The sequence below is a fragment of the Kitasatospora sp. NPDC057965 genome (assembly GCF_042887135.1).
Taxonomy (GTDB): domain Bacteria; phylum Actinomycetota; class Actinomycetes; order Streptomycetales; family Streptomycetaceae; genus Kitasatospora.
Window position 1 is genome coordinate 46429 of record NZ_JBHVPZ010000026.1, and the last position, 23278, is coordinate 69706.

The following is a 23278-nucleotide window of genomic DNA, read 5'->3' on the forward strand; positions in this document are numbered from 1 at the left end:
CCCCACCACCCGACGAGGCCCGCCGGAGCCCTCCGGCGGGCCTCGTCGCGCACCCGGCCCCGGGCGGGGCGCTCAGCCCGGCGTCACGACCGTCCGCAGCGCCTCGCCGCCGCGCATCTGCGCGAGCGCGTCGTTGACGTCGGCCAGCGCGACCCGGTGGGTGATCATCCCCGCCAGGTCGATCCGCCCGGCCCGCCACAGGTCGACCACCAGCGCGACGGTGCTCGTCAGCGGCGCGCCGCCGTACAGCGAGGGCAGCAGCCGCTTCTCGTTGAAGAACAGCTCACCCATGCTGAAGCTCGCGAGGTCGTCCTGCGCCCCGGCGCCGATCACCACGACGGCGCCGCCGCGCCGGGCCGCGCCGTACCCGGCCCGGACGGTGGCCGAGCGGCCGACCGCCTCGAAGACGTAGTCGAAGCCGCCGCCCGGCAGGCCCTTCGCCACCGCCTTGAGCTCCTCGGGGGCGAGCGCCTCGGTCGCGCCGAAGGCCAGTGCCCGCTCCCGGCGGGAGACCACCGGGTCGACCACGGCGATCCGGCCCGCGCCGCAGACCCGGGCGCCCTGCACCGCGGCGACGCCGACACCGCCGGCGCCGATCACCGCGACCGACGCGCCCGGCTCGACCCGCGCGGTGTGGACGGCCGCGCCGATGCCGGTGGTGACGCCGCAGCCGATCAGCGCGGCCAGGTCGTAGGGGAGGTCGGCGGGCACCGGGAGAACCGCGTCGCGCTCGACCACGACCTCCTCGGCGAAGGTGCCGGTGCCGTAGAAGCCGGACGCCTCGCCGCGCCCGCCACCGTCCGCGCCGTAGCGGAAGCCGGGCGCGCCGAGCCGCCGCAGGCTGGCCACGCAGAGGTGCGAGCGGCCGCGCTCGCAGTGCGCGCACCGGCCGCAGGGCGCCATCCAGCAGAGCACGACGCGGTCGCCGACGGCGATGTCCGTCACGCCCTCGCCGACCTCGACGACGTCCCCGGCCCCCTCGTGCCCGGGCACGAACGGTGCGGGCTGGGGCAGGACACCGCTCATCGCGGACAGGTCGGAGTGGCAGAGGCTGGCGGCGCGCAGCCGGACCCGCACCTTGCCGGGGCCGAAGCCCACGGCCTCGACGTCGTCGCGGACGTCGAGCGTCTCCTGGCCGGTCTCGTGCAGGATGGCTGCGCGCATGGGGGCTGCTCCCGGGTCCGTCTCGGATCGCTGGTCCGGCAGATTCTGACACGGCGTCCAAGGGGTGGGTGGAACACGTTCCACCACGTCTCCCCGGCCGGTGGAACGCTGCGGAATCCCAACGGAATCCAAGGGTTCCCCGGGTCCGTGGCGCCTGGCATGATCATCCGCCGTGCCCAACCCCACCGCTCCCCCACCGTCGTCGGCAGCACCGACGACGTCGGCGCCGGCGCCGACCGCCTCCGCCGTGCGCCCGCTCTCCTGCCCGACGTGCTCCGGGCCGATCGACCCCGACCCCCGGTTCACCGCCTGGTGCCCGGCGTGCGAGTGGAACCTCGTCCCCGCCGAGGAGGCCGCCGAGGACTGCGCCAGGTCCACGAAGGAGCTGGCCCGGGAACGGGCGGCGGCCGAGCGGACCGAGCGGCTGTTCGAGGAGGTCGCCGACGGCCGCACCGACACCACCCGGCGGGACTGGCTCACCGCCTCGGCGCTGGCCCTCCCCGTCCACGCGGTCACCGTCGTCGTCGCGGGGGCGGCCGGCCTGCTGCTCGTCACCGGCAATACGACGGTGCGCTGCCTCGGCGCCCTCCTCCTCGCCGTCGCCTTCCTGCTCCGTCCGCGGCTCGGCCGGGTGCCGAGCGGCGCGGGCGTGCTGAGCCGCTCCGAGGCCCCCGCGCTGTACGGGCTGGCCGACCGGGTCGCCGCCGAGCTCGGGGCGCCGCCGGTCGGGGTGATCCGGGTCACCGAGGACTTCAACGCGAGCATGGCGGTGGTCGGGCTGCGCCGGACGTCGGTGCTCACCCTGGGCCTGCCGCTCTGGGAGGCGCTGGACGACGGGCAGCGGCTCGCGCTGCTCGGGCACGAACTCGCCCACCAGGTCAACGGCGACAACCGGCGCGGCCTGTGGCTCGGCTCGGCGATGCGGGCGCTGGCGCACTGGTACGAGCTCGCCCGGCCCGCCGACCGGTCCCGGGGAGGGTACGGCGTGATCGCGCTGCTGTCGCTGATCGGGGACTTCATGGGCAACGCCTTCCTGCATCTTGTCAGCCAACTTCCCTACCGGGCCTACCTGTTGCTCGACCGACTGACGGCGCGCGCCGGGCAGCAGGCCGAGTACCGGGCCGACGAACTCGGCGCCCGGGTCGCGTCCACCGCGGCGGCGCGCGGGATGCTGGGGGCGCTGCTGCTCGGGCCGGCGACCGCGACGGTGACCATGCGGCTGCGCGCCGAGATCCAGTCGCGGCCCCGCTCCGGCCGGCGGGACGCCGCTCCGGGGCCGGACGTCACCGAGCTCTGGCCGCAGCTGCGCGAGCACCTGGCGGCGATCCCGCCGCTGGAGCGCGAGCGGCTGCTCCGCCGCTCACGGCGGGACGGCCACACCGTGGACGCCTCGCACCCGCCGACCCATCTGCGGCTGGCGCTCCTCACCCGGCGTGCGACGCTCCCGGCGGCCGTCACCTGCGCGCCGCACGAGGCCGCCGCCGTCGCCGCCGAGCTCGCCCCGCACCGCACCCGCATCGCCCGCGCCCTCCTCGCCGGCTGACCGCCGCTACCGCTACCGCGCGGAGCAGGAAGTCGGCCGGTCCGACTTCCTGCTCCGCGCTCCTCTCCGCAGCGCACTGTCGCGAGGCGGAGACAGGTCGACCGGTCCACTGATGGCGGGGCCCGGGCGGGAAGAGGGGCCCGGGGCCGGGCGGGGCCACGGGGTGGGGCGGGGGCGTACCGTCGAGTAGGGTCCGACGGCGAGCAGGAACACCAGACCACCCGTCGAGGAGCAGCACCATGTCCGACCTCCTGGAGACCACGCGCCCGCAGCCCGAGGTGCTGGCCGCGTTCGAGGGCGCGACCGGGTTCATGCCCGTCGACGAGGGCCTCGCGCTGTACGCCGCCGCGGTGACCGCCGCGCGCCGGACCGGGCTGCCCGTCCTGGAGATCGGCACCTACTGCGGCCGCTCCGCGATCCTGCTGGCCGCCGCCGCGCGGGAGGCCGGCACCGTGGCGCTGACCGTCGACCACCACCGCGGCTCCGAGGAGCAGCAGCCCGGCTGGGAGTACCACGACCCGACCCTGGTCGACCCGGAGGTCGGCCGGATGGACACCCTCCCCCGGTTCCGCCGTACCCTGCACGCGGCCGGTCTGGAGGAGCACGTGGTCGCCCTGGTCGGGCGCTCGCCGCAGATCGCGGCCCTGTGGGGCGGCCGGCTCGCCCTGGTCTTCATCGACGGCGGCCACACCGACGAGCACGCCACCGGCGACTACGAGGGCTGGGCGCCGCACCTGGCTCCGGAGGGCCTGCTGGTGGTGCACGACGTCTTCCCCGACCCGGCCGACGGCGGCCAGGCGCCGTACCGGGTGTACCTGCGGGCGCTGGCCGAGGGCTTCGAGGAGGTCTCGGTGACCGGGTCGCTGCGCGTCCTGCGCCGCCGCGCCACCACCGGCTGATCCCCGGCCCCGACCGCGCTCCGCCCGCCGCCCCCGCACGGGTGTCCGGAATCGGCCGACCGGCCCCACGGGCGATCACGGATGCTCTAACGTCGTGCCGGGGCTGCCGGGCGGGAGCGCGAACGGTACGGTGTCCGCGCGATCGCGGACGCCCGCGTCGCGGCACGGCCGCATGACACCAGCAGAACATCCGGGCGGAGCGCACCCGGGCCGACCGTGGGGGCCAGCACAGATGACGGACCAGCAGAACACCGCACCGGCGGTCTGGGACCCGACCGCCCGGGGCGGTGCGGGCGGCTGGGTGCGCGGTCCCCAGCAGTCCCCCGCCCCGAGCGCCTCCACCGCTCCCGCCGCGCCGCCGACCGCCCCCGCCGCGCCGCCGCAGCCGGCACCGCCGCACCCCGCGCAGTCGCCGGCCGGGCCGCCCGCCGACGACGCCCCGACGGCCGTCATCCCGCAGCCGGTGCCGCCGCGGCCCGCCGCCCCCGGCTCGCTGCCGCCCCCGACCGTCCCGGCGTTCCCGCAGGCCACCCCGGGCGCCGGCGCATCCTACGGCGCGCCCCACCCGCAGCAGCAGGCGCAGGCCCCGCAGCAGCCCCCGTTCCTGCCCCCGCCCCAGCGGGGCTACGGCGGCCAGGCCCCGTACGGGCACCCCGGCCACCCCGGCCACGCGGCCCCCAGCCAGCCCGCCCCCAGCCAGCCCGGCTACGGCCAGCCCGGCTACCCGCAGCCCGATTACGCCCAGCCCGACTACCCCCAGCACCCCTATCCTCAGCAGACCTACCCGCAGCACGACTACCCGACCGACTACGCGGAGCCCGACGACGACGGCGGCGGCAAGCGCGCACCGCTGCTGATCGCCTTCGCCCTGCTCTTCGTCCTGGCCCTGGGCGGCGGCATCCTCTGGGCGGTCCGCGACAAGGGTTCCAGCACCGACCAGGCCGGCCCCGCGGCCCCGTCCGCCTCCGCCACGGCCGGCGCCGACGCCTCCGGGAACCCGCCGCCCGCGCCGGCCCCCAACGGCTCCGCCGGTGCGCCGACCCCGGCCGCCTCCGACACCGCGGCGGCGAGCGCGACGCCCAGCCCGACCGACTCCGCCGGCGGGCCCAACGCGCAGTCCCAGGCGAAGGCGCTGGACGAGCTGCTCAGCCAGGGCGAGAGCGCCAAGGCCCCGATCGGCAACGCGGTCGCCAAGGTGAACAGCTGCCCGGCCAAGCCGGAGATCGACACCGCCGCTCAGGTCTTCGACAGCGGCGCCAAGCAGCGCGACCAGCTGCTCACCAAGCTGGCCACCCTGAGTGTCACCGACCTGCCGGGCGGCGCGGACGCCGTACAGTCGCTGAAGTCCGCCTGGCAGCTGTCCGCCGACATCGACCGGGCGTACGCGAGCTGGGCCCGGACCGTCGCCGCCCAGGGCTGCTCGGGCAGCGCCCCGAACACCGCCGACAAGAAGCGCGCCGACGAGCTCAACCCGCAGGCCACCCAGGCGAAGAAGGACTTCGTGGCGAAGTGGAAGACGATCGCCGACCAGTTCGGACTCACCGCCCGTACCCAGGACCGGATCTGACCCACCCGTGACGCGCACCACCCAGCACCCCACCGAGCCCCTCGAACCGACCGAAGCGGCCGAACCTTTCGAAGCGGCCGAGCCGATCGAGCCGATCGACGACCCCGCGCCCGCCGCCCCGCCCCGCCCGGCGGAGCAGGACGGGCCCCGGCCCCGGCGCCGGTCCGCGCTGCTGCGCACGGTGACCGTGGTCGGCGTGCTGGCTCCGCTCGGCGTGGCCGGCTGGCTGGGCTGGCAGGCCGTCGGCGACCCCGACCGAAGCGCACCGGACGCCGCCCCGCAGGCCGTCGGCCCGGCGAGCACCGGCCCGACCGACCCCACCGACACGACCGGTACGACCGGTACCCCGAGCGCGACGGCGTCCACCACCCCCACCGACCCCGCGCTCCCCGCGCTCCCCGCCGCCCCGGCGGCCACCACCCTGACCGGCCGCACCGTCCTGCTCGACCCCGGCCACAACACCGGGAACTCCGCCCACACCTCCGAGATCAACCGCCAGGTCGACATCGGCAACGCCCGCAAGGAGTGCGACACCACCGGCACCAGCACCAACGCCGGCTACACCGAGGCCGAGTACTCGCTGGACGTGGTCCGCCGGACCCGCGCGCTCCTCGTCGCCCGCGGCGCCACCGTGGTGCTGGTCCACGACGGCGACCGCCCCTGGGGGCCGTGCATCGACGAGCGCGCCCGGATCGGCAACACCGCCCGCGCCGACGCGGCGGTCTCCGTCCACGGCGACGGCGGGCCGGCGAACGGCAGCGGCTTCCACGTGATCATGCCCGCCAAGGTGGTCGCCGGAAAGGCGAACACCTCGGCGATCGTCGACCCCTCGCACCGGCTGGGCCTGCTGCTGCGCGAGAGCTTCCACGCGGCGACCGGCGAGCCGTACGCCGACTACACCGCGAGCCAGGGCCTGGACACCCGCTCCGACCTGGGCGGGCTCAACCTCTCGACCGTGCCCAAGGTGTTCGTCGAGTGCGGTAACATGCGCAACCCGACGGACGCCCGCCGGATGACGGATCCTCAGTGGCGCCAGCAGGCCGCCCAGGGGATCGCCGACGCGCTGACGGCGTTCCTGACCGCCCGGTAGGAGCCCGCCGGGGCGCGGTGGCCGAGGGCCGGAAGCGCGCAGTTTGCAACGACTTCGCCCCATTCCCGAGCCCTGCCGTGCACCTGCGCGGCCGTTGGCCCTAGGCTTCTGGTCCGTTCGGGGTTTTCCGGCCGGTCAGCCGACCGGCGGGCGCCGACACCACACCGGCCCAGCGCCGAATCGAAAACCGCCGACCACGACACACCAACGAGGGGAACGTTAGTGAATCTGCGCGCTCTCACCAAGGGAGACGCCGCCGTCGCAGGTGCGGCCGTCCTGCTCTTCATCGCCTCCTTCCTGCCGTACTGGACCGTCGACTGCAAGGGCAAGTACTGCGGCGACACCTCGACGAACGCCTGGGACAGCGTCCTGTTCCCCGTCCTGCCCTCGGTCTTCCTGCTCGGCATCCTCGCCGCCGCCCTCATCCTGGTCCAGCGCTTCCAGGGCCAGGCGGCCGCGAACCGTCAGATCCTCGGCCTGCGCCTGGACCAGTGGGGCATCGCCTTCTCGGTGGCCGCGCTCTGGGCGGCGCTGTGGTCGCTCGGCGGCGGCCTGAAGGGCATCGGCCACGGCATCGGCGCCTGGCTCGCCGTCATCGCGCTGATCGTGCTGGCCGGTGCGGCCGCGGGCGGCCAGCTGCTCCCCGTGCTCAAGACCCCGCTGGTCACCGACCGTCCGGCCGCCCCGGCCGCCTTCCCGCCCGGCGGCTACCCGGCCCCGGGCCAGCCCGGACAGCCCGGCCAGTACGGCTACCCCGGCCCGGGCCAGGACCCGGGCCAGGCGCCGGCCCCGGCGTTCGGCGGCCAGCCCGGCGGCTACGGCTACCCGGCCCCGCAGGCCGGCCAGCCCGGTCAGCCGGTGCAGGGCCAGCCGCAGGACGTCGCCGCCCAGCAGGCCGCGGCCGCGCAGGCCGCCGAGGCCGAGGCCGCCCGTCAGGCCGCCGCGCAGCAGGCCGCGCAGCCGCAGCCGGCCCCGGCGGCCGACTTCGCGCCGTTCTGGTTCGCCGTCCCGGCGCCGCGCCAGCTGGCCCCGAAGGACAACCCGGCCGGCGCGCCGGTCGGCGAACTCGTGCCGGGCACCTGGTACCTGGCGGTCGAGCAGCGCGGCACCGCGCTGGTCGCCCAGCTGCAGGACGGCACCCAGGGCGTGCTGGCCGACACCTCGGGCATCCAGCGCGGCTGACCCGCGGAGCGCGCGACGCCCGTACCGCCGCACCGGAAGGGGCGGGACCGGATCCCTCCGGTCCCGCCCCTTCGGCGTCGGTGCCGCCGGGCGGTCAGCAGCAGTCCTGGACCACCAGCCCGGCCGGCAGCTCCTCGCCACCGAAGACCGAGACCGTCGCCGGGTGGCCGCCGAGCGCCGCGACCGCCAGCAGCAGCGCCCCCGCCGTCCAGGTGGTGCGTTCCTCGGGCCAGATCGCGTCGTCCTCGAAGACGTACCCGGTCCAGTACGAGCCGTCGACGTGCCGCAGGTGCTTCTGCATCCAGCGCAGGATGTCGACCGCGCGGTCGGACTCGCCGACCGCCCACAGCGCCATGGCCAGCTCGGCGCTCTCGCCGCCGGTGACCCAGGGGCGGTCGCTGACGCAGCGCACGCCCAGGCCGGGGACGACGAAGCGGTCCCAGTCCCGGGCGATCCGCTCCAGCGCGGCCGGGCCGCGCAGCGCGGTGCCGAGCACCGGGTAGTACCAGTCCATCGAGTAGCGGTCCTTGTCCAGGAACCGCTCGGGGTGGTGGGTGACGGCGTGCCGCAGCCGGCCGGCCGCGAGCTCCCAGTCGGGCTGCGGCTCCTCCAGGTAGTCGGCGACGGCCAGTCCGCAGCGCAGCGCGTGCAGGATGCTGGAGGAGCCGGTGAGCAGCGCCTCGCCGGTGGCCGCGCCGTGCTCGTCGACCCGCCAGGCGATCGGCCCGCCGGGCAGCCGCTGGGCGACGATGAAGTCCAGCGCGCGCCGGACGGTCGGCCACATCCAGTCCAGGAAGGCGTCGTCGCCGGTGGAGAGGTGGTGGTGCCAGACGCCGACGGCCACGTAGGCGCAGAAGTTGGTCTCCTTGGCCGCGTTGCACACCTCGCCGTCGGCGTGGTCCGGCCGGCCGTAGGCGTAGGCGGCGTACCAGGAGCCGTCCGGGTTCTGACTCCCGGCCAGCCAGCGGTAGGCGGCCTCGGCGGCGGCGTGCTCGCCGGCGGTGTCCAGCGCCATGGCCGCCTCGGTGTGGTCCCAGGGGTCGAGGTGGTGGCCGCGGAACCACGGTACGGCGCCGTCGGGCTGCTGCTCGGCGAGGATGCTGCGGACGGTGTCGGCGGCCTGTTCGGCGTCCAGCACCCCTTCCAGCAGCAGGACCTCCGGGACGGCGGCGGTCACTCCGCCCCGCCCGCTGCCCGGTCGGCGGTGCCGCGCGACGCCCCGGCCCGGTGGGGCTTGGCGGCGTAGGCGACGAAGCTCTTGCCGATGACCGGGTTGAGCGCCCGCTCGGCGGCCTTGGTGAGGGTGCTGATGACGGGGGTGCCGACGATGTCCCAGACCAGCAGCTGGTGGTAGGCCTTGACCGGCAGCGCCTTGTCGTTGTCGACGCCGACCGCGCACTTGATCCACCAGTACGGCGAGTGCAGCGCGTGCGCGTGGTGGGTGCCGTACGGCTCCAGGCCGGCGTCCTTGAGCTTGTCGAGCAGTTCGTCGCCCCGGTAGATCCGGATGTGGCCGCCCTCGACCTCGTGGTACTCGTCGGAGAGCGCCCAGCAGATCTTCTCGGGGAGCCAGCGCGGCACGGTGACGGCGAGCAGGCCGCCGGGCTTGAGGACCCGGAACATCTCGGCGAGCACGCCCTTGTCGTCCGGGATGTGCTCCATCACCTCGGAGATGATGATCTTGTCGAAGTGGTCGTCCTCGAACGGCAGGGCCAGCGCGTTGCCCTCCATCGCGACCGCGGACGCGCCCTCGGGCGCCTCGCCGGCCTGCTCCATGGCGGCGAACCACTTCCTGACCTCGGCGATCTCCTCGGCGTTCTGGTCGAGGGCGACCACATTGGCCCCGCGCCGGTAGCACTCGAACGCGTGCCGCCCCCCGCCGCAGCCCAGGTCGAGCACCCGGTCGCCGGGGGCGAGCGGGAAGCGCGAGAAATCAACGGTCAGCACTGCGGACTCCCATTCCTTCGGTACCCAAGGTTCCTGACGCCGGGTCAGAGACATCGCGGGGGCGTACGGCGCGCGTACGGGGCGGGGGCAGGGCGGCGCGCGCCGTCCGAGCGGGTGCGGCCGACCGCCGTCCGGCCGCACGCCGGCACGCGCCGTCAGGCCACGTAGCGCCAGCCCGGGCCGGAGCGGGCCGCGCTCCCGGCCCCGGTGGCGATCGCGGCCCGGTAGCCCTCGACGGTCAGCTCGGCGGCGCGCTCCCAGGTGAACCGCGCCAGCACCCGCTCCCGGCCCGCCGCGCCGAGCGTCGCGCGCAGCTCCGGGTCGTCCAGCAGCCGGCCGAGCGCCGACGCCAGCGCGTCCGGGTCGCCCGGGGGCACCGCCAGGCAGCTCTCGCCGTCCGGGCCGGCGACCTCCGGGATCGCCCCGCCGGTGGTGGCGACCAGCGGGGTGCCGGTGGCCATCGCCTCGGCGGCGGGCAGCGAGAAGCCCTCGTACAGCGAGGGGACGCAGGCCACCTCGGCCGAGCGGTAGAGGTCCACCAGCTCACGGTCGGTCAGGCCGTGCCGGAACTCGATGTGCCGCTCCAGCCCGAAGGCGCGCACGGCGCGGGCGATCGGCCCGTCCTCCTTCTGCGGCTTGCCGACCACGACCAGGTGCGCGTCCCGCTCGGTGCGGACCTTGGCGAGCGCCCCGACCAGGTGCACCAGGCCCTTCAGCGGGACGTCCGCGCTGGAGGTGGTGACGATCCGTCCGGGCACCCGCGCCACCTCGTCCGACGGCGACCACAGCCGGGTGTCGGCGCCGATCGGCACCACCGAGACGGTGTGCGGCGCGGCGCCCAGGTGCTCGGCGATCTCGCGCTTGGAGGTGCCGGAGACGGTGATGATGTGGTCCAGCCGGGCGGCGACCCGGCGCTGCATCCGGGTGAAGGCGTACCAGCGGCGCAGCGACAGCCGCTTGAGCCGGCCGGTGGCCGCGTCCAGTTCGACCTTGCGGTCCACGGTGATCGGGTGGTGGATCGTGGTGACCAGCGGGAAGCCGTGGCGCTCCAGGCCGAGCAGGCCGTAGCCGAGCGTCTGGTTGTCGTGCACGACGTCGTAGCGGCCGCGGTGGGCGGCCAGGTACTGACGGGCCCGCAGCGAGAAGGTCAGCGGCTCGGGGAAGCCGCCGGTGCGCATCGTCAGGTACTCCAGGACGTCCACCGGCCCCCGGTACTCCTCGCGCGCCGGGGTGCGGAAGGGGTCGTCGGCCCGGTAGAGGTCCAGGCTGGGCAGTTCGACCAGCCGGACCGAGCCCGGCCCCTCGACCTCGTCCAGGACGGGGTACGGCTGGGCGCCGATCACGTCCACGTGGTGGCCGAGGCGGGCCAGCTCACGGGAGAGGTGCCGTACGTACACGCCCTGGCCGCCGCAGAACGGGTCGCCGCGGTACGAGAGCAGGGCAATCCGCAGCGGCTGCGCGGTCATCGTCGGCCCTCATCTCTGCTGCTGTCTGTGCTGCCGGTCGGTAAAGTAGATCAGGTTTCAGTGGGTGCGGAGTCCACCGGTGACCATGTGAACAATGAGAGACCTCGAAGATACCGGCCCGTAGCTTCCGCTCAGGATCCAGGGCTGGTGATTCGCGCCACGCCCGGGAGTGTCCTTGCCGTCACCGTCGTCACCACCCTCACCCCCGCCCCTGCCGCCCCTGCCGGCGCGGCAGCCGGAGCCGCCGCTCACCGCCCGGCAGGCGGAGCGGCGGCGGCGGATCCTGCGGACCGCGACCGCGCTGGCGGCGCGCGGCGGGTACGACGCCGTCCAGATGCGGGAGGTCGCGGAAGGTGCCCAGGTGGCCCTGGGCACGCTCTACCGCTACTTCCCGTCCAAGGTGCACCTGCTGGTGGCGGTGATGCTGGAACAGTTGCGCGGCCTCCAGGAGCAGGTCCGGCGGCACCCGCCGGTCGAGTCCGAGCCGGCGCCGCGGGTCGCCGAGACGCTCACCCGGGCGTTCCACGCGCTGCAGCGCGAACCACTGCTGGCCGAGGCGATGGTCCGCGCGCTGTCCTTCGCCGACCGCTCGGTGGGCGCCGAGGTGGACCAGGTCTCCGCCGCCACCGGGCAGCTCATCCTGGACGCCATCGGGCAGTCCGGACCGCCCACCGAGGCGCAGCGCGCCGCCGTCCGGGTGATCGAGCACACCTGGCACGCGGCGCTGGTCGCCTGGCTCTCCGGCCGCGCCTCGCTCGCCGAGGTGCGGGCCGACCTGCACACGGCGGCCCGGCTGCTCACGCTGCCCTGAGACCGGCGCTCCCGCCGCCCCGGGACCGGCCGAACTGGAACCTGTTCTCACCCGGCCCGCTCCGGCCTGCCCGGACCGGCGGCTAAAGTCGACGGGCAGGACAAACTCCATCCGTTCCTCCTCCGGGGAAAGCCGGTGCGAATCCGGCGCTGACCCCGCAACCGTGAGCCCGGCGCCCGCCCGCCGGGCGAGCCGGAGTGCCCGGGGAGGGGCGAGCGGCCCCACGCCCGGCGCACCGCCGCCGGGCACCGTCGAGGACTACGGGACGGCCCGCCCGGGCCGGCACCGCTCATCGAAAGGCACACCTCCGATCATGCTGACCGCCGCCCGTCTGGGCGCCGCCGCCCTGACCGCCGCGCTGCTCACCGGCACCGCCGCCGCCCCGGCCCTGGCCGACACCCCCGGCGCCGGAACGGCGCCCGCCGCCGCGGTCCCCGACGGCCTGTACGGCAAGGGCGACCCGACCTACGACGGCGTCTGGCGGCAGGCGCTCGCCCTGACCGCGCTCACCACCGCCAAGGTGACCCCGGCCGACTCCGCCGTCGCCTGGCTCACCGGCCAGCAGTGCGCGGACGGCGGCTGGCCCTCGTACCGGGCCGACGCCTCGGCCGCGTGCGACGCCAGGACGGAGGACAGCAACGCGACCGCCGTCGCGGTGCAGGCGCTGGTCGCGCTCGGCGGCCACCAGGAGGCGGTGGACAAGGGCGTCCAGTGGTTCAGGGCCAACCAGAACCCGGACGGCAGCTGGGCCTACAACCCCGGCAACCCGGGCGACGCCAACTCCACCGCCCTCGCCGTCAACGCGCTGCTCGCCGCCAAGGCCGACCCCGCGACCGTCACCAAGGCCGGCCGGAGCGCCTTCGACGGGCTCGCCGTCTTCCAGCTCGGCTGCGCCGCCCCCGCCGAGCAGCGCGGCGGCTTCGTCTACCAGACCTCGCCGGACGGCACCCCCGCCGAGGCCAACGGGCTGGCCGGCGGACAGGCCTCGCTCGCCGCGACCGGCGGCCGGCTGCCGGTCGTGGGCACCACCCGCTCCGACGCCGCCCCCAAGGCCCTGGCCTGCCCGGACGGCGGTGCCACCGCCACGGCCGTCCCGCGCGCCGACTCCGGCGAGGCGGCGAGCGCGTACCTCACCGCGCAGCTCGCGGCGGGCGGGCAGCACCTGACGCTGACCCTGCCCGGCGCCGCGCCCGCCCCCGACTACGCGGCCACCGCCTGGGGCGCGCTGGGCCTGGTCCAGGGCGGCCACCCGCAGCAGGCCGCGGGCGCCGTCGACTGGCTGGCCAAGGAGGGCGGCAGCTGGACCAAGGGCGGCACCGACGCCGCCGCCACCGCCACGCTGCTGCTGGTCGCCCAGGCGGCGCAGCGCGACCCGGCCGCCTTCGGCGGGACCGACCTGGTCAAGCAGCTGACCGCGCTCGGCCCGGCGCCGAAGGCCACCGCCGCCGCGTCCGCCCCGGCGAGCGCGCCGGCGAAGAAGGAGGACAAGGACAGCCTCGACAAGTACTGGCCGCTCGGCATCGGCCTGCTGATCGGCGTCGGCGGCGGCCTCCTGCTGAGCCTCCAGCGCAAGCGCGGCGCGAAGCTGTGACCGCCCCCGGCCGGGCCCCGCGGCCGGAGCCGCCGGCCCCGCCGGACCCCGCCGCGTCCGGACCCGGGTCCGAGACGCGGCGGCGGGTGGTGCGGGCGGCCGTGCGGTTCGCGGCCGGGGTGATCACCGGGCTGCTGATCCTGCTGGTGCTCGCGGCTGCCCCGGCCCAGGCCGCCGGGTACCGGTACTGGTCGTTCTGGCAGTGGTCCGACGGGGGCTGGGCGTACCAGCAGCAGGGGCCCGCCGTGCACGTCCCGGCGGACGGCGCGGTGGAGGGCTGGCGGTTCGCCGTCAGCCCGGACGGCGGGCGGGACGCCGCCCGGCCCGCCGCGGCCGGGGACTTCGCCGCCCTCTGCGCCGGCACCCCGGCGCAGGACGGGCGCAAGCGGGTGGCCGTGGTCCTGGACTTCGGCGGCGCCGCCGACGCGCCGGGCGGCGAGAGCCCGCCCGCGCCGCGGACCGCGTGTGCCGTCGTCGCGCCCCGTGCCGGCTCGGCCGAGGTGCTGGCCACCGTCGCGCCGCCGCTGCGGTACGACACCAACGGCCTGCTCTGCGCCATCGCCGGGTTCCCGCGCGCCGGGTGTGCCGACCAGCTCGGCGCGGCCGGCGCGCCCGCCGGCGGCGAGCGCCCCGCGGATAGCGCGAGCGCCGCCCGGACCTCCCCGAGCGGGCCCGCCCTCGGGGTGGGCGCCGGCCTCGCGCTCGTCGTCGTGCTCGGCGCGGGCGCCGCCTGGCAGGTGCGCCACCGCCGATGAGCACCACGCCGCCCGGCCCCGCCCCCGCGGCCCGGCGTGGCAGCAGCCCCCGCGCAGAAAGCCCCGCCGCAGTAAGCCGGGCACGGAAAGTCGGCCCGTCCGACTTCCCGCTCCCCACCGACCGTCCCACCCCTGGACCCCACCGTGCCCACACCTCGCGCCGCCCGCCGCCGGCCCCCCGCCGGCCCGCGCCACCTGCACCCCGGTGCCTGGTGGCTGTGGGCGCTCGGCCTGGGCGCGGCCGCCACCCGCACCACCAACCCGCTGGTCCTGCTGCTGCTCGCCGCCGTCGCCGGTTACGTCGTCGCCGCCCGGCGCGGCGACGCCCCCTGGTCGCGCTCCTACGGCGCGTTCCTGCGCCTGGGCCTCCTCGTGCTCGGCATCCGCCTGCTCTTCGCCGTCCTCCTCGGCTCGCCGGTCCCCGGCACCCACGTCCTGTTCACCCTCCCCGAAGTCCCGCTGCCCGTCTGGGCGCAGGGTGTGCGGATCGGCGGCCGGGTCACCGCCGAGGGCCTGCTCGCCGCGCTGTACGACGGGCTGCGGCTGGCCACCCTGCTGGTCTGCGTCGGCGCGGCGAACGCCCTCGCCAGCCCGGCCCGCCTGCTGCGCACGCTCCCCGGCGCGCTCTACGAGGCGGGCGTCGCCGTCGTGGTCGCGATGACCTTCGCCCCGAACCTGGTCGCCGACGTGCAGCGGCTGCGCGCCGCCCGCCGGCTGCGCGGACGCACCGACCGCGGGATCGCCGCCGTGCTCAGCGTCGGCCTGCCCGTCCTGGAGGGCGCGCTGGAGCGCTCGGTGGCGCTGGCGGCCGCGATGGACACCCGCGGCTTCGGCCGGACCGCCGCGGTGCCGCGCCGGATGGCGGTGCTCACCGCCGTGCTCACGCTGTCCGGGCTGCTCGGCGTCTGCCTGGCCGCGTACGGACTGCTGACGGCGGGCGGCGCCGGGTGGGCGCCGCCGGTGCTCGTGATCGGCCTGGCCGCCGCCTTCGCCGGGCTCCTGCTCGGCGGCCGACGTTCCGTCCGCACCCGCTACCGGCCGGATCCGTGGGCGCTGCCGGAGTGGCTCACCGCCGGGTCCGGGGTCGCGGTCGCCGCGTCGACGGCCTGGCTCGCCGGGCTCGACCCGCTCGCCTTCGCCCCCACCGTCGTCCCGCCGACCGCGCCCGTCCTGCCGGTCGCCGCCGCGGCGGCCGTCCTGCTCGGACTGGTCCCCGCGTTCGCGGCCCCGCCCCCGCCGGCCGCCACGGCCGACACCGGCACCGACGCCAAGACCGATACCGCCGACACCACCGACACCGACCCGGCCCAGCCCCGGAGGACCTCGTGATCACCTTCGAACAGGTCGGCGTCCACTACGCCGACGCCGCGGCCCCCGCGCTCAGCGGCGTCGACCTGACGATCCCCGAGGGCGAACTCTGCCTGCTCGTCGGCCCGTCGGGCTCCGGCAAGTCCACCCTGCTGGGCACGGTGAGCGGCCTCGTCCCGCACTTCACCGGCGGCGTGCTGCACGGCCGGGTCACCGTCGGCGGGCGCGACACCCGTGAGCACCGCCCGCGCGACCTCGCCGACCTGGTCGGCACGGTGGGCCAGGACCCCCGCGCGCACTTCGTCACCGACACCGTCGAGGACGAACTCGCCTACGGCATGGAGTCGTTGGGCCTGCCGCCGGACGTGATGCGGCGCCGCGTCGAGGAGACCCTCGATCTGCTCGGCCTGGCCGACCTGCGCCGCCGCGCCCTCGCCTCGCTCTCCGGCGGCCAGCAGCAGCGGGTCGCGATCGGCTCGGTGCTCACCGTCCACCCGCGCGTGCTGGTGCTGGACGAGCCCACCTCCGCGCTGGACCCGGGCGCCGCCGAGGAGGTGCTGGCCGTGCTCCAGCGGCTGGTCCACGACCTCGGCACCACCGTGCTGATGGCGGAGCACCGGCTGGAGCGCGTGGTCCAGTACGCCGACCGGGTCCTGCTGCTGACCCCCGGCGCGCCGCCGGTGCTCGGTGAGCCGGCCGAGGTGATGGCGCACGCGCCGGTCCACCCCCCGGTGGTCGGACTCGGGCGGCTGGCCGGCTGGCGCCCGCTGCCGCTCACCGTCCGCGACGCCCGCCGCCGGGCCGCCGGGCTGCGCGACCGCCTGGCGGAGCACCGCCCGCCCGCCCCGCCCGCCGTCCGGCCCGGCGAGCCGCTCGCCACCGCCGCCCGGCTGGTGGTCCGCCGCGGCCCCGTCCCCGCCCTGCGCGGGGTCGACCTGACCCTCCACCCGGGCGAGGTCACCGCCCTGATGGGCCGCAACGGCGCCGGCAAGTCCACCCTGCTCGGCACCCTGGTCGGCCTGCACCCGCCCACCGCCGGCTCGGTCACCGTCGGCGGCCGCACCCCGCACCGCACCCGGCCCGCCGAGCTGATCCGCCAGGTCGGGCTCGTCCCGCAGGACCCGCGCGACCTGCTGTACGGCGAGAGCGTCAGCGCCGAGTGCGCGTCCGCCGACCGCGACGCGGGCGCCGAGCTGGGCACCTGCCGGACCCTGGTCGAACGCCTGCTGCCCGGCCTCGCCGACACCGCCCACCCGCGCGACCTCTCCGAGGGCCAGCGCCTCACCCTCGCCCTGGCGGTGGTGCTCACCGCCCGCCCTCCGCTGATCCTGCTCGACGAGCCCACCCGGGGCCTCGACTACGCGGCCAAGGCCCGGCTGGTGGAGATCCTGCGCGACCTCGCCGCCGCGGGCCACGCGGTACTGCTCGCCACCCACGACGTCGAACTCGCGGCCGAACTCTCCCACCGCACCGCCGTCCTGGCCGACGGCGAGATCGTCGCGGACGGGCCGACGCCTGAGGTGGTGCTCGGCTCACCGGCCTTCGCCCCGCAGGTCGCCAAGATCCTGGCGCCGGGCCCGTGGCTGACCGTCCACCAGGTGGCCGACGCCCTCGCCGAGGCCGCCGAGTGAACCCGCCGCACGCCCCGCTGGCCCGCCCCGTCCCGCTCGGCCGCCGCTCGGTGCTCGCCCTCGCCCTGGTCTCCCTGGTCGGCGTGGCGGGCTTCGGCTGGCCGCTGCTCGCCGCCACGGACTCCGCCCTGGTCGGCCACTCCGCCGACGCCCCCTGGCTGTTCGCCCTGCTGCTCCCGCTGCTGCTCGCCGTGCTCGTCGCCCAGATCTCCGAGGGCCGCGCGGCGGGCGGCGGCGCGCCCGGCCTGGACGCCAAGTCGGTGGCCCTGCTCGGCGTGCTGGCCGCCGCCGGCGCCGCGCTGCGCCCGCTCGGCGCGGGCACCGCCGGGCTGGAGCCGATGTTCTTCCTGATGGTGCTGGCCGGCCGGGTGCTCGGGCCGGGCTTCGGCTTCGTGCTCGGCGCGCTGTCGATGTTCGCCTCCGCCCTGCTGACCGGCGGCGTCGGGCCCTGGCTGCCGTTCCAGATGCTCGCGATGGGCTGGGTGAGCCTCGGGGCCGGTCTCCTGCCCGGCCCGGCCCGGCTGCGCGGCCGCCGCGAACTCGTCGTCCTCGCCGGCTACGGAGCCGCGGCCTCCCTCCTCTACGGCGTGGTCATGAACCTCCAGGGCTGGCCCTACATCGCGGGCCTGGCGAGCTCGATCTCCTTCGTCCCGGGCGATCCGCTCTCCGACAACCTGGTCCGCTTCGCCGCCTACTGCCTGACCACCTCGCTCGGCTGGGACCTCCCGCGCGCCGCGCTCACCGTCGTCCTCTGCCTGACCCTCGGCACCCCGCTGCTGCGCGCCCTGCGCCGCGCCACCCGCCGCGCCGCCTTCACCGCCCCGGTCGCCTTCCGCCCACCGGCTCACCCGCCCGGCAGCACCCCGCCGACCGAAGGGGTGAACCACACCGCCCGCCCCTGACGACGGTCCGCCGTCTTCGGCTGCCCCAGCCGTATGAAGGTCCCGCCGGTCGGGATTCGGCGCCGGTCGATCCAGGTACGAGGTTCTGCTGTCAGCGTCACCCCCCGACAGCGAGGTTCCCGTGTCCCCTGTCCGAAGACTGCGGCCGCGGCCGCGGTACGTCCTGTCCGCGTTGCTGGCGGTGGTGCTCGGTGCGGGCGCCGCCGCACTGACCGATCCGGCCCCGGCGGCCCAGGCGGAGGCGGCGAGCGCCGACCACGTCCGGCCGGCCGCGGAACCTGTGGCCAAGGCCAAGGCCAAGGCCGCCCAGCCGAAACCGAGGGGGGCCGGGACGCAGCGTCCGATCGGCCCGGACCCGGTGGTCGACCTCCTGGCGCACGGCAACCTCACCATGGCGTCCAACTCGGTGCTGACCTGCGACGACAGCGACGGCACGGTCTGCTCGGACACCGAGGGGTCGAACAACGGCCGGACCAAGTTCGTCAAGGTCGACCCGAACGCGCCGGGGCCCAACGCCTCTTCCGCGCAGCTGCTGCTGCCGGCCGGCGCCAACGTCCTGTCGGCCCGGCTGTACTGGCAGTTCAACCCGACCAACACCAGCACCATGGGCGGCACCTCCGGGGACATCAACACCGGCAACCAGGTCTTCTGGAAGGTCCCCGGGGCGAGCGGCTACGAGCAGGTGACTGCGGACACCTACGACTGGTTCGACCAGATGGTCGGTGGCACCCCGCCGGAGCCGCTGCTGGCCGCCGGGGCGGTCAAGGACGTGACCGCGGAGGTGAAGGCCGCCGGCCCGGGCAGCTACACCGTCGCGGACATCCAGGCGTGCGCCGGACGTTCCTCCGCGCAGAACTTCGGCGGCAACAACGTCGGCTGCTGGGGCGGCTGGTCCCTGGTCGTCGCCTACGAGAACCCGGCGGAGCCGCTGCGCTACCTCCAGGTCTGGGACGGCTACCAGCTGCTGCGCGACCCGGACAACGAGACGACGATCACGCTCGGGGGCATCCGCACCCCCGCCACCACGGCCCCGAAGGCGATCATGGGGATCACCGTGGGCGACGGTGACGCCCCGATCGCCGGCGACACCCTGGCGGTCGGCTCCGCGACGGACAACCTGACCCTGCTGCCGATGCCCGGCCCCACCGGTATCGGCACGGACAACGCCTTCACCAGCCGGATCGACCACGTCGCGACGGACGGGACCGGCACCAACATCACCACCCGCGATCCGGACCCGGTCAACAACTACGGCTACGACGCCCGGATGATCGACGTCACCGGCAAGATCCCGGCCGGCAGCCACCAGGCCCTGGTCCGCATCAGCGGCGCCGGTGACGCGCTGGAGCCCCAGGCGCTCTGGCTGGCCCTGGACGCCCTCGAACCCGACCTCCAGATCTCGAAGGCCAACAATCCGCCCGGCAGCCCCGACGACAACCCGCCCGGCCTGGTCGGCCCCGGTCAGACCATCACCTACTCGTTCACGGTGGCCAACCGCCACCAGGACGGCAGCGCCACCGACCTCGACACCGCGACCGGCGTCACCGTGACCGACCGGATCCCGGTCGGCACCACCTTCGTCGCCGGGTCCAACCCCGCCTGCCAGGCCTCCGGACAGACCGTCACCTGCACGGTCGCCGACCTGGCACCCGGCGCCGAGGCCACGGTCGCCTTCCAGGTCACCGTCGACGACTCGGCCGCCGTCGGCACCCACCTCGACGACACGGCCACGCTCCACTTCCGGGGCAGCCAGACCCAGCGGGAGCAGGAGCGCACCAGCAACACCGTGCGCAACACCGTCGCCGAGGTCCCCGGCTACACCATCGTCAAGACCGCCACCCCCGGTAGCGCCCGGCCCGGTGACACCGTCCGCTACCGGATCCAGGTCACCAACACCAGCCAGGTCGACGCCCCGGGCGTCACCCTGACCGACGACCTGTCGGGTCTGCTGAACTCGGCCGCGTACAACAACGACGCCGTCGCGGACCGCGGGAGCGTCACCTTCGCGGGCACCACGCTGACCTGGACCGGTGATCTGCCCGCCGGGGCCAACGCGACGATCGACTACTCCGTCACCGTGCACTCCCCGCTGGCCGCCGACGCGGTACTGCGCAACGCCGTCACCTCCGGCACCTTCCCGAACAACTGCCCGCCGGGATCGACCGACCCGCGCTGCCGCGCCGAGGTTCCGGTCACCGTGCCCAGCCCCAGCCCGAGCCCGAGCCCGAGCCCGAGCCACAGCCACAGTCCGACCCACAGCCCTCGTCCGACCCACAGCCCGAGCCCCAGCCCGACCCACAGCCATGGTCCGAGCCCGAGCCCGAGCCCCAGTCCGACCCACAGCCACAGTTCGAGCCCCAGCCCCAGCCCGAGCCCGACCCACAGTCACAGTTCGAACCCGAACCCCGGCCACAGCCCGGAGCCCGGCCCGAACGGTCCCCCGCACCACGGCGGCCACCTCCCCGAGACCGGTAGCGACAGCCGGCTGCTGCCCCTCGTCGGGCTCGCCGCGCTCGGCACCGTCGCGGCCGGCGCGCTCCTGGTGATCCGGGCCCGCCGCACCCGCTGAGTCCCCTAGGGACGACGCCCGCACGGCGGACACCGACGGCCGCGCCCACGCTCCCCGCGTGGGCGCGGCCTCGTGTGTGTCGGGCTCAAGCCTTGGGGCCGGTGGCCTGGACGACGTCGAAGGACCAGAGGGTCGAGCCGGTGGCGGCGGGGCGCTGCGGGGCCTCGCCCTCGGGGGTGGCGGGGCGGTGGGCCGAGCGCATCGGGCCGGTGAGCCAGGCCTGGAAGGACTCCTCGTCGCGCCAGCGGGTGTACACGAGGTACTGGTCGGTGCCCTCGACCGGGCGCAGCAGCTCGAAGTACTCGAAGCCGTCCGAGTTCTCCACCGCGCCGGCCCGGGCGGCGAAACGCTTCTCCAGCTCCTCCCGCTGCTCAGCGGGGACGGTCAGGACATTGATCTTGACGACGGACACGCCGTACCTCCTCGGGGTTGTTCTGAGAAGGCAGTCTGCTACACCTCACACGATCCACGGCGGGGCGACCCTGTCCCCGGTCTCCAGGTTGTGCGCGGTGGACGGCGCCAGGGAGGCGACCACGGCGGTGAAGCCCTCGTCGGAGCGCAGCCGGCGCGGGGCTCCGGCGGGCAGCACGAGGGTGTCGCCGGCGGCGACGACGTCAGAAGGAGCGGCCCTCCCCGTGGTACGGGGGCTCGTGGCCGGGCGGGTCGGGGCGGTCGCGGGCGTCGGCGCAGAGGGTGGAGGCCATCCGGGTGAGCAGGTCGGCGAGATCGGTGTACTGCTTCTCGTCCCAGTCACCGAGCAGTTCGGCCAGCTGCGTGCGCCGGGCGGCGACCAGCTGGAGGGCCACCGCCTCGCCCGGTTCGGTGAGGCGCAGCGGCAGCCCGCCGGCGCGGGCGGCCAGACCGCGGCCCTCGACCTCGCGCACCGCCTCCTCCACCACCGGGAACGGGATGATCCGGCGCTCCGCCAGTTCGGCCGGCTCCACGGAACCGTGGTGGTGCATCTGGAGCAGCAGCCAGCTGGAGGCGGGCTTGAGGTCGAGGCCGGCGGTGGCGGTGATCCGTTTGAACAGGTCGCGCCGCGCCTCACGGGTGCTCAGCACCGACAGGGCACGGCTGATCTCGTCCAGCGAGGAGCGCTCCACCGGGTTGACGCCGATCGACTCGCTCAGGTCGGGGGCGGTCACGGTGCTGCGCAGCTTCTGCTCCCGCAGGAACAGCGAGAGGACGAAGGCGACCACGGCCACCGGCACCGCGTAGAGGAAGACCCGGGTGATCGACTCGGCGTAGGCGTGGTGGATCCCGGCCTGGGCGGCGGCGGGCAGCTGTCCGATGACGCGCGGATCGGAGGCGATGGTCCCCGGCTCGAAGCCGGGCGGCAGCGGGATTCCGGCCAGCGCGTCACGCAGGCGGCGGTTGAGCCCGGAGGCGAAGACCGTGCCGAAGACGGAGACCCCGACCGAGGCGCCGATGGAGCGGAAGAAGGTGGCGCCGGCGGTGGCGACGCCGAGGTCCTGGTAGCCGACCGAGTTCTGCACGATCAGTACCAGCACCTGCATCACCAGACCGAGGCCGAGGCCGAAGACCAGGAACCAGCAGCTCATCACAAAGGTGCTGGTGTGTTCGTCGAGCGTGGAGAGCAGCAGCAGGCCGACGACGGTGATGGCCGTTCCGGCGATCGGAAAGACCCGGTAGCGACCGGTGCGGGCCACGATCTGCCCGGATCCGATCGAGGTGATCAGCATGCCGATCACCATCGGCAGCATGTGGATGCCGGACATCGTCGGCGAGACGCCCATCACGATCTGGAGGAAGGTCGGCAGGTAGGTGAGCGCGCCGAACATCGCGAAGCCGACCACGAAGGAGATGACGGCCACCAGGCTGAACGTCCGGGAGCGGAACAGCCGCAGCGGCAGAACGGGTTCGACGGCGGTCCGCTCCACCAGGACGAAGGCGCCCAGCAGGACCAGGCCGAGCACGCCCAGGCCGACGATCTGCCAGGAGCCCCACGCCCAGGTGGTGCCGCCGAGCGAGGTCACCAGCACCACGCAGGTGGCGACGGCCGCGATCAGCGTGGTGCCGAGGTAGTCGATCCGGTGCCGGCGCCGGGTCTGCGTGCCGTGCAGCACGGCCGCGATCACGGCGAGCGCGACCACGCCGATCGGCAGGTTGACGTAGAACACCCAGCGCCAGCTGAGGTTGTCGACGAACAGTCCGCCGAGCAGCGGGCCGAGCACGCTGGTGACGCCGAAGACGGCACCGAAGACGCCCTGGTACTTGCCGCGGTCCCGGGGGGCGACGAGGTCCCCGACGATGGCCTGGGAGAGCACGATCAGCCCGCCGCCGCCCAGGCCCTGCAGGGCGCGGAAGGCGATCAACTCGCCCATGTTCTGGGCGATGCCGCACAGCACCGAGCCCAGCAGGAAGATCACGATGGACGCCTGGAAGAAGACCTTCCGGCCGTACATGTCGCCGAGCTTGCCCCAGAGCGGGGTGGCCGCGGTGGAGGCGAGCAGGTACGCGGTGACCACCCAGGAGAGGTGCTCCAGGCCGCCGAGGTCGCTGACGATGGTGGGCAGGGCGGTGGAGACGATGGTCTGGTCGAGCGCCGCGAGCAGCATCGCCAGCAGCAGGGCCCCGATCGGCACCCACAGGTTGCCGGGGGCAGGCTGGGGCGGGCCCGGTTCGCCCGCCGGGACCCGGTCGGACGCGGCGATCGGATCCGTCATGGCGTCTCCGTATCCGTAGCAGCAGCTCTGCGGTGATCACTCCCGGCTCACCATGCTGTCAGAAATGCACCGATTCGCACTTTTTCGGTTGAGCCGAGCGTAAGGGCGCCCGCTGGGCGGGACGCCGTCGCGACCTCCACGTCGACACATCGACCGTCCATCGGCC

Annotated in this window: 19 protein-coding genes and 1 riboswitch; of the genes, 12 read left to right on the top strand and 7 right to left on the bottom strand. The window is 75.6% G+C overall.

The window, feature by feature from the left end:
• Nucleotides 1-72: 72 nt before the first annotated feature.
• Complete coding sequence (locus ACFVVU_RS28895) at nt 73-1164, bottom strand: alcohol dehydrogenase catalytic domain-containing protein (protein WP_387793179.1); 1092 nt, start codon at nt 1162-1164, stop codon at nt 73-75.
• 172 nt (nt 1165-1336) lie between these two features.
• Here ACFVVU_RS28895 and ACFVVU_RS28900 point away from each other — a divergent pair, with 172 nt between their 5' ends.
• The 5 genes from ACFVVU_RS28900 to ACFVVU_RS28920 all read left to right on the top strand — a co-directional run bounded on the left by ACFVVU_RS28900 (nt 1337) and on the right by ACFVVU_RS28920 (nt 7445).
• Nucleotides 1337-2707, top strand: coding sequence for a M48 family metalloprotease (locus ACFVVU_RS28900; protein WP_387793181.1), 1371 nt, complete (start codon nt 1337-1339; stop codon nt 2705-2707).
• A gap of 239 nt (nt 2708-2946) precedes the next feature.
• A complete protein-coding gene (locus tag ACFVVU_RS28905) occupies nt 2947-3606 on the top strand; it encodes a class I SAM-dependent methyltransferase (protein WP_355361996.1) in 660 nt (219 codons plus the stop codon).
• A 232-nt stretch (nt 3607-3838) separates the two neighbouring features.
• Nucleotides 3839-5173, top strand: a complete 1335-nt coding sequence (locus tag ACFVVU_RS28910) for a hypothetical protein (protein ID WP_380688677.1) — start codon at nt 3839-3841, stop codon at nt 5171-5173.
• Between the two features lie 94 nt (nt 5174-5267).
• Nucleotides 5268-6263, top strand: a complete 996-nt coding sequence (locus ACFVVU_RS28915) for an N-acetylmuramoyl-L-alanine amidase (protein ID WP_387793246.1) — start codon at nt 5268-5270, stop codon at nt 6261-6263.
• Nucleotides 6264-6485: 222 nt separating this feature from the next.
• Entirely contained in the window at nt 6486-7445 is a 960-nt protein-coding gene (locus ACFVVU_RS28920; RefSeq protein WP_380688675.1) for a hypothetical protein, read from the top strand.
• Between the two features lie 94 nt (nt 7446-7539).
• On the opposite strand, the gene ACFVVU_RS28925 is transcribed toward ACFVVU_RS28920, so the two are convergent.
• The 3 genes from ACFVVU_RS28925 to ACFVVU_RS28935 form a co-directional block, all read right to left on the bottom strand.
• Nucleotides 7540-8622 (bottom strand): prenyltransferase, encoded by a 1083-nt coding sequence (locus ACFVVU_RS28925; RefSeq protein WP_380682790.1) that lies wholly within the window; start codon nt 8620-8622, stop codon nt 7540-7542.
• Entirely contained in the window at nt 8619-9392 is a 774-nt protein-coding gene (locus tag ACFVVU_RS28930) for a methyltransferase domain-containing protein (RefSeq protein WP_355362005.1), read from the bottom strand. Before ACFVVU_RS28930 ends, ACFVVU_RS28925 begins: the two co-directional genes overlap by 4 nt.
• A 155-nt stretch (nt 9393-9547) precedes the next feature.
• The gene (locus tag ACFVVU_RS28935) at nt 9548-10858 is read right to left on the bottom strand and encodes a glycosyltransferase family 4 protein (RefSeq protein ID WP_380682792.1); all 1311 of its coding nucleotides are present in this window, start codon (nt 10856-10858) and stop codon (nt 9548-9550) included.
• Nucleotides 10859-11033: 175 nt separating this feature from the next.
• On the opposite strand from ACFVVU_RS28935, the gene ACFVVU_RS28940 reads away from it, so the two are divergent.
• The 7 genes from ACFVVU_RS28940 to ACFVVU_RS28970 all read left to right on the top strand — a co-directional run bounded on the left by ACFVVU_RS28940 (nt 11034) and on the right by ACFVVU_RS28970 (nt 20425).
• Nucleotides 11034-11669 (top strand): TetR family transcriptional regulator, encoded by a 636-nt coding sequence (locus tag ACFVVU_RS28940; RefSeq protein WP_380682793.1) that lies wholly within the window; start codon nt 11034-11036, stop codon nt 11667-11669.
• Between the two features lie 131 nt (nt 11670-11800).
• Nucleotides 11801-11866, top strand: a riboswitch (cobalamin riboswitch).
• Nucleotides 11867-11982: 116 nt separating this feature from the next.
• A complete protein-coding gene (locus ACFVVU_RS28945; protein ID WP_387793185.1) occupies nt 11983-13260 on the top strand; it encodes a prenyltransferase/squalene oxidase repeat-containing protein in 1278 nt (425 codons plus the stop codon).
• Between the two features lie 101 nt (nt 13261-13361).
• On the top strand, nt 13362-14015 hold the full coding sequence (locus tag ACFVVU_RS28950) for an SCO2322 family protein (RefSeq protein WP_387793187.1): 654 nt from the start codon (nt 13362-13364) through the stop codon (nt 14013-14015).
• Nucleotides 14016-14159: 144 nt separating this feature from the next.
• A complete protein-coding gene (locus tag ACFVVU_RS28955) occupies nt 14160-15344 on the top strand; it encodes a CbiQ family ECF transporter T component (protein WP_387793189.1) in 1185 nt (394 codons plus the stop codon).
• Nucleotides 15341-16954 (top strand): ABC transporter ATP-binding protein, encoded by a 1614-nt coding sequence (locus ACFVVU_RS28960; protein ID WP_387793192.1) that lies wholly within the window; start codon nt 15341-15343, stop codon nt 16952-16954. The genes ACFVVU_RS28955 and ACFVVU_RS28960 overlap by 4 nt, the downstream gene beginning before the upstream one ends.
• Nucleotides 16951-17856, top strand: a complete 906-nt coding sequence (locus ACFVVU_RS28965) for an ECF transporter S component (protein WP_380682798.1) — start codon at nt 16951-16953, stop codon at nt 17854-17856. The genes ACFVVU_RS28960 and ACFVVU_RS28965 overlap by 4 nt, the downstream gene beginning before the upstream one ends.
• Nucleotides 17857-17977: 121 nt before the next feature.
• Nucleotides 17978-20425 (top strand): LPXTG cell wall anchor domain-containing protein, encoded by a 2448-nt coding sequence (locus tag ACFVVU_RS28970; protein WP_387793195.1) that lies wholly within the window; start codon nt 17978-17980, stop codon nt 20423-20425.
• 85 nt (nt 20426-20510) lie between these two features.
• On the opposite strand, the gene ACFVVU_RS28975 is transcribed toward ACFVVU_RS28970, so the two are convergent.
• From ACFVVU_RS28975 to ACFVVU_RS28985, 3 genes are read right to left on the bottom strand one after another with little or no spacing between them, the layout of a single operon-like run.
• Nucleotides 20511-20837 (bottom strand): antibiotic biosynthesis monooxygenase family protein, encoded by a 327-nt coding sequence (locus tag ACFVVU_RS28975; RefSeq protein WP_387793197.1) that lies wholly within the window; start codon nt 20835-20837, stop codon nt 20511-20513.
• A 45-nt stretch (nt 20838-20882) separates the two neighbouring features.
• Nucleotides 20883-21014, bottom strand: a complete 132-nt coding sequence (locus ACFVVU_RS28980; protein ID WP_380682801.1) for a hypothetical protein — start codon at nt 21012-21014, stop codon at nt 20883-20885.
• Between the two features lie 25 nt (nt 21015-21039).
• On the bottom strand, nt 21040-23112 hold the full coding sequence (locus ACFVVU_RS28985; protein ID WP_387793199.1) for a DHA2 family efflux MFS transporter permease subunit: 2073 nt from the start codon (nt 23110-23112) through the stop codon (nt 21040-21042).
• Nucleotides 23113-23278: the final 166 nt, after the last annotated feature.